Raw genomic sequence first — 14,412 nt, 5'->3', positions numbered from 1 at the left:
GAGGACGAGTCCTCCGAGACCGCGCCCATTGCGGCTCCGGTGCCCAGGGTGGCTGCGGAGACGATCAGAGCCAGCGGCAGCAGTATGCGAAGCGGACGTGGGGCGGCCATGAGGACGGTCCTTTCCGTTGCACAGGCTGGTGGCAGCCCGTGTGCCGTGCGGTGGCTGTCTGTCCTGCAGACAGGCGGCGGGCCGACTGCCCGCAACTGACAGCACTGTACGCCAAGTTACTCGCGGGTAATCAGTGGCTGCGGTCCGTACGCGGCCGCCTTCCCGGTTCGAGGCAAGGAGGCGGAAGCTCGTCGGCGGTGCCGAACGGCCAGTCAGTGACGTGCGGGAACAGCCCAGCTACGAGGCCGGACGCGTCATCGTCCCTCCGCTGTGCGGAGAGCACGCCGGACAGCGGCCGTGGGGCACTTCGCGGACCAGGCTGCGTGCCGTCCCGCGCGCAACCGCTGGATTCTGGTCGCCGCCTCTCCCGCAGTGACCCACCGGCTCGCCGGGGGCGAAGGCTTCGAGCGCGGCGAAGTCAGTGCGAAGTGCACGCTCCGGCAGGCCGTGCCAGAGCATCGGCACTTCACCGATGTCGGGGCGTCGGGCCGGCTGTGTTCGCTGACTGAGGGCGCCGATGACCACTACTCCGGCCCGATCGGCTGGCGCACGGTGGACCGGGCGTGGCGCGTGATCGTATCCGTTGAGCGAATGCCCCATTCTGGACGTGAGGCGGTGAGCTGGGAGGTTTCATTGGAGTGGCTGATCACGCTGATCGGCGCGGCGATGGTGCTGATCATCCTGCGGGACGTCTTTCACACCCTTTGGCACCCGACCCGGCACGGGGGCCTGAGCAGGGTGGTCATGACGCTGTTGTGGCGGCTGTCCACCCGGGGCCGCAAGAGCAGCAGGACCGCTGGGCTGGCCGGGCCTGTCGGCATGGTGACCGTGGTGGCTACGTGGGCCTGCGCCGTGGCCGTGGGCTGGGCTCTGGTGTACTGGCCGCACATGCCGGAAGCGTTCTCCTTCTCCGGCACGCTGGAGCCGTCCGAGCACTCCGGGCCGGTGGACGCCCTGTACCTCTCACTGGTGACCGTCGCCACGCTCGGCCTTGGCGACATCGCCCCCTCCGCCGACTGGCTGCGCATCGTCGCACCGCTGGAGGCGCTGGTCGGCTTCGCGCTGTTGACCGCCACTGTCTCCTGGATCCTTGGCATCTATCCGGCCCTGGCCCGGCGACGGGCGCTGGCACTGCGCATCTCCCAGCTGAGCCGCGCCGATCTGGCGGCCGGCCGACCGGCCGCTGACGCGGGGGCGGCCGTCCTCGGTCAACTCGCTGCCGACATCGCACGCACCTGCGTGGACTTCCTCCAGTACCCCGAGTCCTACTACTTCCACGACGGCCCCGGCGACATTTCGCTGGCCCTCGCCCTCGGCTACGCCGCCGACCTCGCCGAGCTGCGAACCGGCCACCCGGGTTATCGGAGCGCCGCGGCCGTGCTCGCCACCGCCCTCGACGACCTCGCCACGGTGCTCGACCAGCGCTTCCTGCACACGGGGGGTCCGCGACAGCAGGTGCTGGCCGCCTACGCCCGCGATCACGGCAGCCCCTGAGCGAGTCGGGGGCGGCGTGTCGGCCCGAGGTTCGTCCGGGGCGGTGCCGGTGGTCGGCCGGCCCCGTTCGGAAGTCAGAACGGGCCGTGGAGACTGCCCAGTCTGTCCGTCAGGCGCAGATTCTCCGAGTAGTCGACGGGGCAGGCGATCACGGAGACCGTCTCGTCGTCGAGGGCGTTGCCCAGCGCGGGGAGCAGTTGGTCGGCGGCCTCGATCGCGTAGCCGCGGGCACCGAAGCTCTCGGCGTAGGCGACCAGGTCCGGGTTGGTGAAGCGGGTGTGGCTGTGACGGCCGAGTTCGAGTTCCATCTTCCAGGTGATCAGGCCGTATTCCTGGTCCACCAGCACGAGCACGACCAGCGGGACGGATTCGCGGACGGCGGTTTCCAGTTCCTGGGAGTTCATCAGGAACGAGCCGTCGCCCATCATCGCCAGGACCCGCCGGTCCGGTCGCGCCAGCTTGGCGGCGATGGCTCCCGGCAGTGCGAACCCCATGGTGGACAGACCATTGGAGACCAGGCAGGTGTCCGGCTCGTAGGTGGGATAGAGGCGGGACATCCACATTTTTCCGGCCCCGGTGTCGGCCAGCACGATGTCGTGGCGGTCCAGGGCGGCGCGGACATCGGACACCACGCGCTGGGGCACCAGGGGGAAGGCGTTGTTGTCGCGTCCGTATTGGAGTTCCTCATCGAGCAGCGTGCGGATTTTCCCGCTGGTCGCCGCGTCGTAGGTGAGTCCGTCGGGCAGCGCCGCCGCGAGTGCGTCGAGTGCTTGCGAGGGGTCTCCTTCGACGCCCACCGTGACGGGGTAGTGGGCGTCCACCTCAGCGGAGAAGCGGTGCAGGTGCACGATCCGCTTGTCGCGGTCCGGGTTGATCTTTGCCGGGTCGAACTCCTGGATCTCGTAGCCCACGCAGATGAGTACGTCGGCCGTGTCGAAGCCGAAGTTGCCGTAGTCGTGGCGCATGAAGCCGACCGCGCCGAGTGCGTTCGGATGATCGTCGGGGAAGACGCCCTTGCCGTGGAAGGTGGTCGCGACCGGGACGTTCAGCCGTTCGGCGAAGCGTACGAGGGCCGCTGATGCCCCGGCCCTGGAGGCACCGTGACCCGCCAGTACAACGGGATGCCGCGCGGCGGCGATCACCTCCGCGGCCCGTGCGATCTGCGCGGGCGCGGGCGCATCGGCATGCACGGCGTCGACCTGCACGGGCGCCAGCGGTCCGGCGGGGCACTCAGCCTCGATGTCCTCCGGAACGGCCAGGAAGACGGCCCCGGGGCGCTCGCTCTGCGCGGTCTTGAACGCCTTGCGTGTCATCTCCGGAACGGCGTCCGGGCACTCGATACGGGCCGCCCATTGGGTGACCGGAGCGAACATCGACACCAGGTCGATGACCTGGTGCGACTCCTTGTGAATGCGCCGCAGCGACCCCTGGGCCGCCAGGGCAACCATCGGCGCGCTGTTGGTCATGGCATCCGCGGTGCCGAGCAGCAGATTGATGGCCCCGGGTCCGAGCGTGGCCGAACACACCCCGGCCCGGCCGGTCAGCCGCCCGTAGATCTCCGCCATGAAGGAGGCGGCCTGCTCGTGGCGCACCAGGACGTACCGGATTCCGGAGCCCTTCAGCGCGTCGACGAAGCGGATGTTCTCCTCACCGGGGATCCCGAAGACGTACTCCACGCCCTCCGCCTGCAGGCAACGCACCAGCAGGTGCGCGACGTCTTCCACCGCTGCCGTGTTCCGCGATGTGGTCGCGTCGTCGGTGCCCATGCGACGAACGTAGGCACACGCTGCCGGCCTGGCCACCTGTCAGCCGCCGGCCGGGGGCGGGTACCGCCCCGTGGCTGAGCGAACACCGCGTGGTGCCATTCGGAGGTGCTGTGGTGGCGCCGGCCGCGGTCGGCCCGCACGCTGGAGCCGGACGTGGACGACTCGCCGCGCACCGTGCGGCAGCAGGGCCCTGGGAGGACCGTGTGACCGCTTCGCCACCTGCCACCGATGCGCCGCCGGCCCGGTACGACGACCTGCGCGCTCTGGTGATCAACTGCACCCTCAAGCGTTCGCCCGGGACGAGTAACACGCAGGGGCTGATCGACCGAAGTACCGCGATCATGGACGGGCAAGGGGTGCACGTCGATGTCGTACGGGCCGTGGACCACGACATCGCCACGGGTGTGTGGCCCGACATGACGGAGCACGGCTGGGCGACGGACGCCTGGCCGGACCTCTACCGGCAGGTCATGGCCGCCGACATCCTCGTGCTGGCCGGCCCCATCTGGCTGGGTGACAACAGCTCCGTGACGAAGCAGGTGATCGAACGCCTCTACGCCTGCTCCAGCCTGCTCAACGACTTCGGTCAGTATGCCTATTACGGCCGGGTCGGCGGTTGCCTGATCACGGGCAACGAGGACGGAGTCAAACACTGCGCGATGAACGTCCTCTACAGCCTCCAGCACCTGGGGTACACGATCCCTCCCCAGGCGGACGCCGGCTGGATCGGCGAGGCGGGCCCCGGCCCCTCGTACCTCGACCCCGGCTCCGGCGGCCCGGAAAACGACTTCACCAACCGCAACACCACCTTCATGACCTGGAACCTGCTGCACCTGGCCCGTGCGCTGAAGGACATCGGCGGCATCCCCGCCTATGGCAACCAGCGCACCGCCTGGGACGCGGGCTGTCGCCACGACTACGAAAACCCCGAACACCGGTAGGACACCAGGGGCAGGACCCCTGCGGGGGTATGACACCGGGTCAACCCGACTTCGGTGGCTTCTGCGCGTCGAAAGCGAAGAGAGTGTTCTTTGCCGCGGCCACGATCACCGCACGCCCCGCAAGAGTCACACGTGGGCTTGCGCCCTGCTCGCCCGTCAAACCATCGACCTGCGGATCTGTTGTCCACAGGATTTTGCCATCGTCCCGCGACAGCGCGACCACCCGGCCGGTGGCCGAGCTGAAATACAGTGCGCCCGCTCCCGTACCAGGACCCGACGCGCCCTCCACGCCGGTCTGCCGCGACCACTTCTTCCGGCCGGTCGCGGGGTCGAGTGCTGTGACGAGACCGGTCTGCCCGCTCACGTATACGGTGCTGTCCGCCATGCCGGGCGTCCCCCCGTATGTCTTGGCCAGTCGGGAGTACGTGACTTTCCGTGAGGCCGGGTCGACCTGTGCCACCCCGTTGTAGCCGGCCAGCTCCGTTCCCTTCCTGTGTACGTGCAGGAGTACGAGCCTGCCGTTGGCGACCCCCATCGGCACGGCGGGGCCGTTGACCGCGATGGGCCTGCCCAGTGTCCCCGAGGCGCGGTCGACCGCGTACAGGGTGGGGTGGCGCACTGCCAAGGCATCCACCTCCGCATTCTTCGCGCACATCGCGACGAGCCGTGGGCCCGCCGGGACGGGAGCGCACTGCGTACCCGCGGGGAATGGCGACGTCCATGTGACCTGACCGCTGTGCGCGTTGCGGGCCTCGAAGCGGGAGTTGGAAGCGTCGACCGTCACGACGTCGGAGCCGGTCACAATGGCGTCCTGAGTCCGACCCGTGACGGCCGTCGACTGGGCACCGGACGGCACGGACCACAGCTCCCGTCCGTTGTTCGCGTCGAGGGCCACCACCTCGCTCGGAGGGTCCTGCGGGGCGTCCTGGGTGGCGAAGCGGTAGCCGAGCACCGTGTCGTCGGTGGCGCCCACCAGGTGCATGCCGTTGGTGGGGACACCGGGGCTCTTCGCCGTCCACACCCGCGAGCCGTCCCTGGCCCTGATACGGGTCGCGACAACACTGCCGCCCCCGCAGAACAGCGCGTCGCCGCGCACGACGCAACGCAGTTCGTCGGGGATGTCCGGGCGACCGCCGGGCACGGCCTTGTGCCACGGCTCGAAGCCGTCCGGAAGTGCGGCACCCGGCACTGCAAGGCTGTTGCCCTTGTCGCCGCCGCTGGTCCCTCCGAAGCCGCCCGCCGTCAGTGCGGCGACTCCTCCACCGATCGCTGCCACCGTGACCGCGACCGCGGCCGCGAACACGGGACGCCATCGGGGACGCAATCGGCGGCCGATGGAGGTATCGGTGCTCCCCGTATCGGGACCGGCCGGGGTGGTCGGGGCTGCCGGCGTCGGGGTGGCCGGAGTGGGGGCTGCCGGCGTCGGGGCGGCCGGGGTGGGGGCTGCCGGCTTCGGGGTGGCCGGCGTCGCGAAGTGATGCTCGGTGGCCATGTCGCGGGTGCGGCCCGTGCCAGCTCCCCTCGCCTCGATCTGGCCGAGGTCGGTCGGCAGGTCCCGAAGCAGTACGAGGAGTTCGTCCGCCGAGGGGCGCGCCTTGGACTCCTTGGCGAGGCACGACTCGGCGACCGTGCGCAAGGCCGCCGGCACATCTTCCAGCGACGGCTTCTCGTGCACCACCTGATAGGCAGCTATGTATGGGCTGTCCGCGTCGAACGGCCCGTGGCCCGTCGCTGCGTATGCCAGCAGCGTCCCCAGCGAGAAGACATCGGACCGCGGCCCCACATCGCGCGGCGCCTGCAACTGCTCCGGCGACATGAAGGGCGGCGTACCGATGACCCGCCCTGTAACCGTCAGCGTCTGCTGGTCCACGGCGCGCGAAATGCCGAAGTCGATGACGCGTGGGCCCTCGGGCGAGAGCACGACGTTCGAGGGCTTCAGGTCACGGTGGACGACCCCCACCCGGTGGATGTCCCGCAGCGCCTCCGCCAGCCCGATGGCGAGCCTCCGCAGCTCCGCTCCGCTCAGCGGGCCTTTCGTGGCGATGCGCCGGGCGAGCGTGTGCCCCTGGATGTAGGTCGTCGCCATCCACGGCTGCTCGGCCTCAGGAGCAGCGTCGACCACGGCGGCGGTGAACGCGCCGCTCACTCGCCTTGCGGCCGCCACCTCCTGCCGGAAGCGGATGCGGAACTCGTCGTCCGCCGCGAACTGTGGATGGATCAGTTTGATCGCGACAGGACGACCCGAACTCGTACGGGCCAGAAAGACCGTGCCCATGCCACCCGAGCCGAGTCGCGCCTCAAGCGGATAACCGCCGATCTCGGCTGGATCACCTGCGCGCAGCGACACTCTTCCCGACCTCCCGTCCCTCGTGCACCTCTGCCACCACGGCCTGCGTACCTGTCCTGCACACAAATTAGCCGCAGGGCAGTACAGCAGAGGACAGCGGGTGACGAACAGGACCCCAGGGTTGCTCCTGTGCCACACACGACGGTGCCCCCGCCAGGGCCCAGCGCACCGAGCAACTCACCGGGCAGATCGATGCCCTGAATCAGCGCCTGACCCGGCTCGTCGAGCCCCACGCCCCGCAACTGATCATCGCCGATCACACGCGGGCGCCTCTGCACGTAGGGAGTCCGTCTGGGCCGGGGCGAGGTCGGCGTGGGGCCGAAAGAGTCCCATAATGTGCGGCAAAGAGTGAATTGTGCATCGAGCCGCATACGGTGGGCCCTGGGCGGCGATCATGTCGCACCGGCCACCGTGAGGGGACCGACGTGGAGGGTAGTGACCGTGATGGCGAGCCTCGTCGTGACAGGCCGCAGCGACAGCCCGACGAGGCGGCCGACAGCAGCCCGCCACGCCGGGGGAGTTCCGCACATCGACGGGCCGCCGGCGCCTCCCCACTCACCGAAAAGGCTGCCAAGCCCCGTCCCGGTCGCCGCCGACGCCTCGCCGCACTGCTGAACACTCCGCCGCCGGGCCCCACTCGGCCGGGCTTCTGGCGAAGTCCGTTGCGGGGACCGTGGCTGACGTCGGTGTTCGGGCTGATCCTCCTGGTCGGCATCACCGTGCTGTTCGTGACCGGACTGCTGTCCTACGCCGCGTACAACCCGAACCTGGCACCGGGCAATGACAAGACACCGGGGAAGGGCTGGCTCGGCTTCTATCTGTTCTCCTGGCCGACCAGCCCGTACTGGCTCTACCGCCTCACCCAGGGGATCCACGTGACGCTGGGCGTGGTACTGATCCCGATCCTGCTGGCGAAGCTCTGGTCGGTCGTCCCCAAGCTGTTCACCTGGCCGCCGGTGCGTTCACTGAGTCATGCGCTGGAGCGGCTCTCGTTGCTGCTCCTCGTGGGCGGGGTGCTGTTCGAATTCGTCACCGGTGTGCTCAACATCCAGCTCCACTACATCTTCCCCGGGTCCTTCTACACCCTGCACTTCTACGGCGCCTGGGTCTTCATCAGCGCCTTCGTCGTTCATATCGCCTTCCGGATTCCCACCATGGCAAGGGCGCTGCGCAGCCGTAGCTTCCGCGGCGTCCTGCGTACCCCCGCCGCACGCACGACGCCCGAAGCGGCGGATGACACCGGCCTGGTGACGCCCCACCCTGCGCCGCCCACGATGTCGCGGCGGGGCGCCCTCGGCCTGGTGGGCGCCGGCTCGCTGGCACTGCTCGTCGTGACGGCCGGGCAGAGCATCGGCGGGGCCCTGCGCAAGACCGCGCTGCTGGCACCGCACGGGCAGGAGCCAGGAAAGGGCCCGAATGGCTTCCAGATCAACAAGACCGCTGCGGAGTTGGGTATCCGTGCCCGCGACATCGGGCCCGACTGGCGCCTGGTCGTACGCGGCCCCGGCCGGGAGCGGCTCTTCACCCGCGCGCAGGTGCTGGCGCTGGCGCAGCACACGGCAGCCCTGCCGATCGCGTGCGTGGAGGGCTGGTCCACCGACGACCAGCACTGGAGCGGAGTACGGCTGTCCGACCTGGCAGCCCTGGTCGGACAGCGGCAGAGCCCTCCCGGTGTCTTCGTCGAGTCCGCTCAGCGCGGAGGAGCCTTCAGCTCCACCCACCTGCGCGACAACCAGGTGCGTGACCCCAGGTCACTGCTCGCCCTGCGGGTCAATGGCGCGGACCTCTCCCCGGACCACGGCTATCCGGCGCGGATCATCGTCCCGGCCAACCCCGGTGTGCACAACACCAAATGGGTCACTCGCCTCACCTTCGGAGCAGCACAGTGAAGGGCTTCCGCACCCGCTACGGCGCATCCCCGCTGCACCTCTTGCTCGTGCTGTGTTCCTTCGCGCTGGCCGTCTATGCGGGACTCCGGTTGCTGAACGGAGACACGCTCGGCGTCGCCCTCTGGTTCGTGGGCGCCGCGCTCCTGCACGACTTGGTCTTTCTCCCCCTCTACACCGTCACCGACCGAGTGGTGCAAGGCGTCTTCCGGCGCAGAAGGGACGCGACGGACCGCTCGCACTCGCTGACAGGCCGGATCAACTACATCCGCGTGCCCGCTTGCGTGGCCCTCCTGCTGCTCCTCGTCTGGTATCCGCTCATCCTGAACCGGGTCCCGGGCTTCACCTCGTACACCGGCCTGCCGGCCGACGTGTTCTGGGGCCGCTGGCTGCTGATCACGGCTGCCCTCTTCGCAGCCTCCGCAGTGTGTTTGCTGGTAGCCGTGTGGCGTGCGCGTCCGCCGCGGCCGAGAGCGCACGAAACCCCTCCGAAGGCGCCCGGCCGACACCAGGCGTAACCAGGCCGCCAGTTCCGAGAAAGGGCCGGCAGGGAAATCCCGATGCCCCGCGCACCTGAACGAGCCACACCGGCCGTCCTTGCCAGGCAATCCGCCCCGGGCTTCCGGGCCGTCGGCCTGGCCGAACCGGATCCCGGCCTGCTGTGGGACGTCCTGATGCCCGCGGATACCACCGGCGCCACCCAGCGCGATCGGCTCCGCAACGCGAAGGCACCTGCCCGGTGAGCACCGAAGAGCATGCGCCAGAGCAGCCGCTGGGCTCCGGCCCCCGGCACGAGGACCCGTATGCGCACGCATTGCAGGACGGCCGCGGCCCCCTCTACATGCGCCGTATGGACGGTGGAGTTCTGTCGTCAGAGGTGGACCGCTGGTGTGCCGCTCCGGACCCCGCCGACATGAGCGTCCTGCGGCGGTGCAAGGGGGCGGTCCTCGATATCGGCTGTGGACCGGGGCGCTTGGTCAACGCCCTCCGGGCGCTCGGCCACCTCGTGCTCGGCATCGACATCAACCGTGCCGCCGTCGCACGGACCGCCGACACCGGAGGCGCGGCGCTGTGTCGATCCGTCTTCGAACGGCTTCCCGGTGAGGGGATCTGGAATACGGCGCTGCTCATGGACGGCAACATCGGGATCGGCGGCGACCCGCCGGTCTTGCTGGAGCGGATCGGGAGCCTGGTGTCTCCTCGTGGAAGCCTGCTGCTGGTGGAGGCGGCCTCGCAGGACGTCGACGAACGGTTGCGTGTGCGCTTCGATGACGGCCGTGGCCGCCTTGGAATGCCCTTCCCCTGGGCCCGTGTCGGCGTTGCCGCGTTGCGTCGCACGGCAGCGGTCACCGGGTGGCAGCCGGTCGAACACTGGTCGGTCGGCGACCGCCACTTCCTCGAACTGAAGCGCTGCGCCGGCTCTCACCCGGCGCACCCGCGACATCAAGGCTGAGGGGAGTCGCAGCAGCGGGCGCTGTGTTCCTGGAGGGTGGCTCCCGGTCCAGGCCGGGCGGCGGTCACCAGCCGGTCAGCAACAGATGGTTGACGAGGAGGGCGAGAACGGCCTGGGCGGCCAGCCACCCGGCATGAGCCCGGCGTGGCAGCAGCGCGCAGGCGGGGATCAGCCAGACCGCGAAGGTCAGCCAGATCCGTTCGGTCTCTGCCTTGCTCATTCCGGACAGATCCGCGAGCAGCATCATGCACAACGCCGCGGCGACCAGCACCGACAGTGCACCACGTCCGGCCGGTGGCCTACGCCGCATCCCCCGCACGGCCGGCCGCAGAGGTCCGGCGGCTCGGCACAGACCCGCGACCGTGGCCAGGCCCACTGTCAGCACCTGAGCGGCCAGGTTGGCCCAGACGAAGTAGCCGTACGGTCGGACCCTGGCGGCGCCCTGGTAGTAGCGCTCGACGAGGGCCGTGTAGCCGTCTGGCCACCAGAACCCGGCGGCGGTGAAGGCCGCCACCCATGGCAGCACTCCCAGGATCACAAACGGAAGGGGGCGGGCCGACCGGGCGAGGAGGAGAACGGCGGCACCGAGCACGACGAGGACCGTCAGGCCGTAGGAGAGGTACCAGGCAAGCCCCATGAGCAGACCGGCACCCACAGCCGCGAGGCCGGGCACGCGCGTGGTGCGGGTGGCCGCCAGCGCGAGCAGCGCCACCGCACAGGACGAGACACCGGCGAAATAGCCGTCGGCACTGACACCGATCCACACCGCCGCCGGGGCCAGCACCAGGAACGGGGCCGCTCGCCGGGCCAGTTGCTCACCACACAGCGCCCGCACGGTCACCAGGACCGCGGCCGCGAACGACGACCCGACGGTGATGCACCAGGCTGCCGCCCAGGCGCCGCCGCTCAACCCGATACGGTCCAGGCCGACGAACGTCAGCAGTGCGCCGGGCGGGTGGCCGGCCACATGCGCCGGCCAGATGTGGGGCGAGCCGACCAGGATGTGGTGCGTGAAGTCCCGGAGGAAAGCGGGCACATCGTGCACGCCGTTCACCGACTGCAGGTATTCCAGACCAGTGGTCAGACGCCCGGCGACTCCACGCCCCCAACCGTCCACGAGCGCCAGCGACCACGTCCATGCGAGGGCAGCGCCCCAGACAGCCGGCACCAGCGCCCGCCACGACAGGCGCCGCGCCGTCGGCGGGCCGTAGACCACCACCAGCGCGGCGACGGCGAGAGCCGCCGGCGTCCCCGGGCCGACATGCGGCAGCCACCACGCATACAGCGGAGGCCACCCCAGCCGCAGAATCCCCTCCGAACCGTAAACGGTCCTGTTGAGGAGTCTTCCGATGAGCACCGCCAGCGCGAACAGCACGACCGCGGCCAGCACCGCCCACACATCGCGTCGGCACTCCTGCTTCTGCGCACTCATCGTCACCGCGTGAGCCGGGAAGGCTGACCGTTCGCTGACCTTACGGTTCGACACAGCGGATCACATCGTTCGCGGTATGGGCGGCTCGCTCCGGCCGGCGGTGTTCTCCTCATCGTGATGGCCCGGCGGCCGAGCCGGCGGCAGCGGCACGACCGGTCGCCGACGACCACCCCGACAGCCGAACAGGCCGCTGCGGCGAGAGCCGGAGGGCTTCAGCGGATCGCTGCCCGCACGGGCTTCGGCCTGCTGACGGTGGCGGCCGCACCGCCCGGCGACGCCCAGGCTGCGGCGGGATGCTTACGCATTCCTGATGTTCCGGCGCCGTTCCGTCGCCGGGCGGGCCCGGGGCCGTACGGTCGGTGGCATGTTGGTCCTGGTAACCGGAGGTGCGGGCTTCATCGGTTCGCACGTCGTCACCGCCCTCACCGGCGCCGGGCACGGTGTGCGCGTGCTCGACGCGCTGTTGCCTGCCGCACACCGCACGTCCCCGCCGATCCCCGACGGGGTGGACTGGAGCCATGCGGACGTCCGCGACCCGGAGGCCGTGGCCGAGGCCCTGCGGGGGGTCGACGCCGTCTGCCATCAGGCGGCGATGGTCGGGCTCGGCAAGCACTTCGCCGATGCCCCCGCCTACGTGGGCTGCAACGACCTGGGCACCGCGGTGCTGCTGGCCGGGATGGCCGGGGCCAGGGTGCGGCGTCTCGTGCTGGCGAGTTCGATGGTGGTCTACGGAGAAGGGCGCTACGAGTGCCCGGAGCACGGTGTCGTACGGCCGGGGCCGCGCACGGTGGCCGACTTGGAGGCAGGACGTTTCGAACCGCCCTGCCCGAGGTGTGGTGAGCCGCTCGTGCCCGGCCTGGTGACCGAGGACGCCCCGCTTGATCCGCGCAACGTCTATGCCGCCACCAAGCTCGCGCAGGAGCACCTTGCCTTCGCGTGGGCGCGCGCCGTCGGCGGGCGGGTGACCGCGTTGCGTTACCACAACGTGTACGGGCCCGGGATGCCGCGTGACACCCCGTACGCCGGCGTCGCCGCGCTGTTGCGGTCCGCGCTGGAGCGCGGTGAGGCACCCCGGGTGTTCGAGGACGGTGGCCAGCGGCGGGACTTCGTCCATGTCAGGGACGTGTCCCGGGCCAACCTCGCGGCCCTGGACGGGCTGCCCGGTCTCCCGGAGGGGACCATGCGGGCGTACAACGTCGGCAGTGGCGAGCCGCACACGGTGGGGGAGATGGCCGCCGTCCTGGCAGCGGCGCACGGCGGGCGGACGCCGGTTGTCACCGGGGACTACCGGCTCGGCGACGTCCGCCACATCACCGCCTCCTCGCGCAGGCTGCGTGACGAACTGGGCTGGAAGCCGGAGGTCGCGTTTGTGGAGGGAATGGCGGAGTTCGCGACGGCCTCGCTGCGAGCCGGCTGACGTTCCCTCCGGCCGCGGCGGGGACGGCGGAATGCCGGCTCCGGCGAAGAACAGGTTTTCAGCGGCCGAACCGTGACTGCAACTGCTCAGGGAGACGTTCACCCTGGATCCGGATGTTGGCCGCGGCCTCTTCGATCCGATGTAGGTCGCCGGTTGTCAGCTCGACGTCGAGTGCGCCCAGGTTCTCTTCCAGGCGGTGCAGCTTGGTGGTGCCGGGGATCGGCACGAACCACGGCTTCTGCGCCAGCACCCAGGCGAGAGCGATCTGGGCCGGCGTGGCTCCTTTGTCGTCGGCAATCTGCTGCAGCAGGTCGACCAACACCTGGTTGGCTTGCCGTGCTTCAGGGCTGAAGCGCGGAAGCAGGCGGCGGAGGTCGTTGTCGGCAAGCGACGTGCTGGAATCGATCTTGCCGGTCAAAAATCCTTTGCCGAGCGGGCTGTAGGGCACCAGACCGATGCCCAGTTCCTCCAAGGTCGGAATGATTTCGGTTTCGTGCTCGCGCATCCAGAGCGAGTACTCGCTTTGCAGTGCCGTTACTGGCTGCACGGCATGGGCGCGACGAATCGTCGCGGCACCGGCCTCGGACAAGCCGAAGTGCCTTACCTTGCCTTCGGCGATCAGCTCCTTGACCGTGCCGGCCACGTCTTCAATGGGCACGTTGGGGTCGACGCGGTGTTGATAGAGCAGGTCGATACTTTCGGTTTGAAGACGCTTGAGCGAGGCCTCGGTCACTTGGCGGATCTGCTCGGGTCTGCTGTCGACCCCGGACATCGGGGTCGGCCCGTGCTCGCCGTGCTTGATTCCAAACTTGGTGGCGATCACCACCTGGTCGCGGACCGGTGCCAGCGCCTGACCGACCAGATCCTCATTGGTGAACGGGCCGTAGACTTCCGCAGTGTCGAAGAAAGTCACGCCGTGGTCAACGGCCGCCCGCAGCAGCTTCGTCATCTCGGCTGTGTCTTGTCGCTGACCGTAGAAGAAACTCATGCCCATGCAGCCGAGCCCGAGAGCCGAGACTTCGAGGTCCTTCCCTAGTTTGCGTTGTTGCATTAGAGATGCTCCTGGGATATCGATCGTCTGGCTCCCACTTATTTCGTGTTCAGCGGGGAGCCGGTATAGAAGTTAGGCAGCCTTCCGGGACGCCGGCGAGACCCTAGTGATACAGGCATGCCCTCAACGCTATGGCCTTGAAGCGCACTCCAAGCAAGCGGAACAGGTAAGAGGGCGCTTTCTCCCGTTGTTTCATCCCGAATTAGCTTGTCACTTAACGATCGGTGTTGGCTCTCCGTGGTCTCGCGCCGGCTTTGTGATGGTCGGGGCGGCTGTATGCCTCGCCGGTGGCGAGGACTCTGCCGACGTCGTGCCGGGTAGCGGGGCGGTGGTTCTTCGAGCCGGGCGGCCTGCCTGGTCCGGGGCGGGACGGTTTCGGTGCGACGGCCGGAGAGCCGGTCTTCGCGGGTAGGTTCCTGAACCCTCTGCGGACGCGGGCGGGTGCCAGTTTGTTCGGCTCGGTCGGCTTCTCCCGGGGCCGGCGAAGGTCGGTGGCCAGAGGGCGGGCGAGGAT

The 14,412-nt window shown here is 69.5% G+C and carries 11 protein-coding genes and 1 pseudogene; 7 read left to right on the top strand and 5 right to left on the bottom strand.

Translation table 11 applies throughout. The annotated features are described in order from the left end of the window. Positions 1-744: 744 nt before the first annotated feature. Positions 745-1,605: a potassium channel family protein gene (locus ACFW5B_RS31640; protein WP_386447220.1), complete on the top strand. Its 861-nt coding sequence runs from the start codon at positions 745-747 to the stop codon at positions 1,603-1,605. A gap of 74 nt (positions 1,606-1,679) precedes the next feature. Here ACFW5B_RS31640 and ACFW5B_RS31635 read toward each other — a convergent pair whose 3' ends face one another. Then, positions 1,680-3,371: an acetolactate synthase large subunit gene (locus tag ACFW5B_RS31635; RefSeq protein WP_386447217.1), complete on the bottom strand. Its 1,692-nt coding sequence runs from the start codon at positions 3,369-3,371 to the stop codon at positions 1,680-1,682. Between the two features lie 203 nt (positions 3,372-3,574). Between ACFW5B_RS31635 and ACFW5B_RS31630 the strand changes: the two genes are divergently transcribed. Continuing rightward, on the top strand, positions 3,575-4,312 hold the full coding sequence (locus ACFW5B_RS31630) for a flavodoxin family protein (protein WP_386447214.1): 738 nt from the start codon (positions 3,575-3,577) through the stop codon (positions 4,310-4,312). 40 nt (positions 4,313-4,352) lie between these two features. On the opposite strand, the gene ACFW5B_RS31625 is transcribed toward ACFW5B_RS31630, so the two are convergent. Next, positions 4,353-6,659, bottom strand: coding sequence for a PQQ-binding-like beta-propeller repeat protein (locus ACFW5B_RS31625; RefSeq protein ID WP_386447211.1), 2,307 nt, complete (start codon positions 6,657-6,659; stop codon positions 4,353-4,355). A 608-nt stretch (positions 6,660-7,267) separates the two neighbouring features. Between ACFW5B_RS31625 and ACFW5B_RS31620 the strand changes: the two genes are divergently transcribed. The 4 genes from ACFW5B_RS31620 to ACFW5B_RS31605 all read left to right on the top strand — a co-directional run bounded on the left by ACFW5B_RS31620 (position 7,268) and on the right by ACFW5B_RS31605 (position 9,998). Beyond that, positions 7,268-8,548, top strand: coding sequence for a molybdopterin-dependent oxidoreductase (locus ACFW5B_RS31620; RefSeq protein WP_386447231.1), 1,281 nt, complete (start codon positions 7,268-7,270; stop codon positions 8,546-8,548). Further along, positions 8,545-9,063: a hypothetical protein gene (locus ACFW5B_RS31615; RefSeq protein ID WP_386447209.1), complete on the top strand. Its 519-nt coding sequence runs from the start codon at positions 8,545-8,547 to the stop codon at positions 9,061-9,063. Before ACFW5B_RS31620 ends, ACFW5B_RS31615 begins: the two co-directional genes overlap by 4 nt. Positions 9,064-9,105: 42 nt before the next feature. Next, on the top strand, positions 9,106-9,288 hold the full coding sequence (locus tag ACFW5B_RS31610) for a hypothetical protein (RefSeq protein WP_386447206.1): 183 nt from the start codon (positions 9,106-9,108) through the stop codon (positions 9,286-9,288). A 170-nt stretch (positions 9,289-9,458) separates the two neighbouring features. Beyond that, the gene (locus ACFW5B_RS31605; protein ID WP_386447203.1) at positions 9,459-9,998 is read left to right on the top strand and encodes a methyltransferase domain-containing protein; all 540 of its coding nucleotides are present in this window, start codon (positions 9,459-9,461) and stop codon (positions 9,996-9,998) included. Between the two features lie 64 nt (positions 9,999-10,062). Here ACFW5B_RS31605 and ACFW5B_RS31600 read toward each other — a convergent pair whose 3' ends face one another. Further along, on the bottom strand, positions 10,063-11,430 hold the full coding sequence (locus ACFW5B_RS31600; RefSeq protein WP_386447200.1) for a hypothetical protein: 1,368 nt from the start codon (positions 11,428-11,430) through the stop codon (positions 10,063-10,065). Positions 11,431-11,794: 364 nt separating this feature from the next. On the opposite strand from ACFW5B_RS31600, the gene ACFW5B_RS31595 reads away from it, so the two are divergent. Then, positions 11,795-12,847 carry an NAD-dependent epimerase/dehydratase family protein gene (locus ACFW5B_RS31595; protein WP_386447197.1) on the top strand — a complete coding sequence of 351 codons (1,053 nt, stop codon included), beginning with the start codon at positions 11,795-11,797 and terminating at the stop codon, positions 12,845-12,847. 58 nt (positions 12,848-12,905) lie between these two features. Here ACFW5B_RS31595 and ACFW5B_RS31590 read toward each other — a convergent pair whose 3' ends face one another. Both ACFW5B_RS31590 and ACFW5B_RS31585 read right to left on the bottom strand, forming a co-directional pair. Further along, positions 12,906-13,898 carry an aldo/keto reductase gene (locus ACFW5B_RS31590; RefSeq protein ID WP_361136510.1) on the bottom strand — a complete coding sequence of 331 codons (993 nt, stop codon included), beginning with the start codon at positions 13,896-13,898 and terminating at the stop codon, positions 12,906-12,908. Between the two features lie 214 nt (positions 13,899-14,112). Then, positions 14,113-14,409: pseudogene (locus ACFW5B_RS31585) on the bottom strand (transposase); the annotation flags it as partial. Positions 14,410-14,412 lie beyond the last annotated feature (3 nt).

Origin of the sequence: Streptomyces sp. NPDC058773, assembly GCF_042746015.1 — a bacterium.
In the GTDB taxonomy this organism is placed as follows: Bacteria; Actinomycetota; Actinomycetes; order Streptomycetales; family Streptomycetaceae; genus Streptomyces.
The sequence above is the reverse complement of the archived record's forward strand: the minus strand, read 5'-3'. Positions and strand labels throughout refer to the sequence as shown.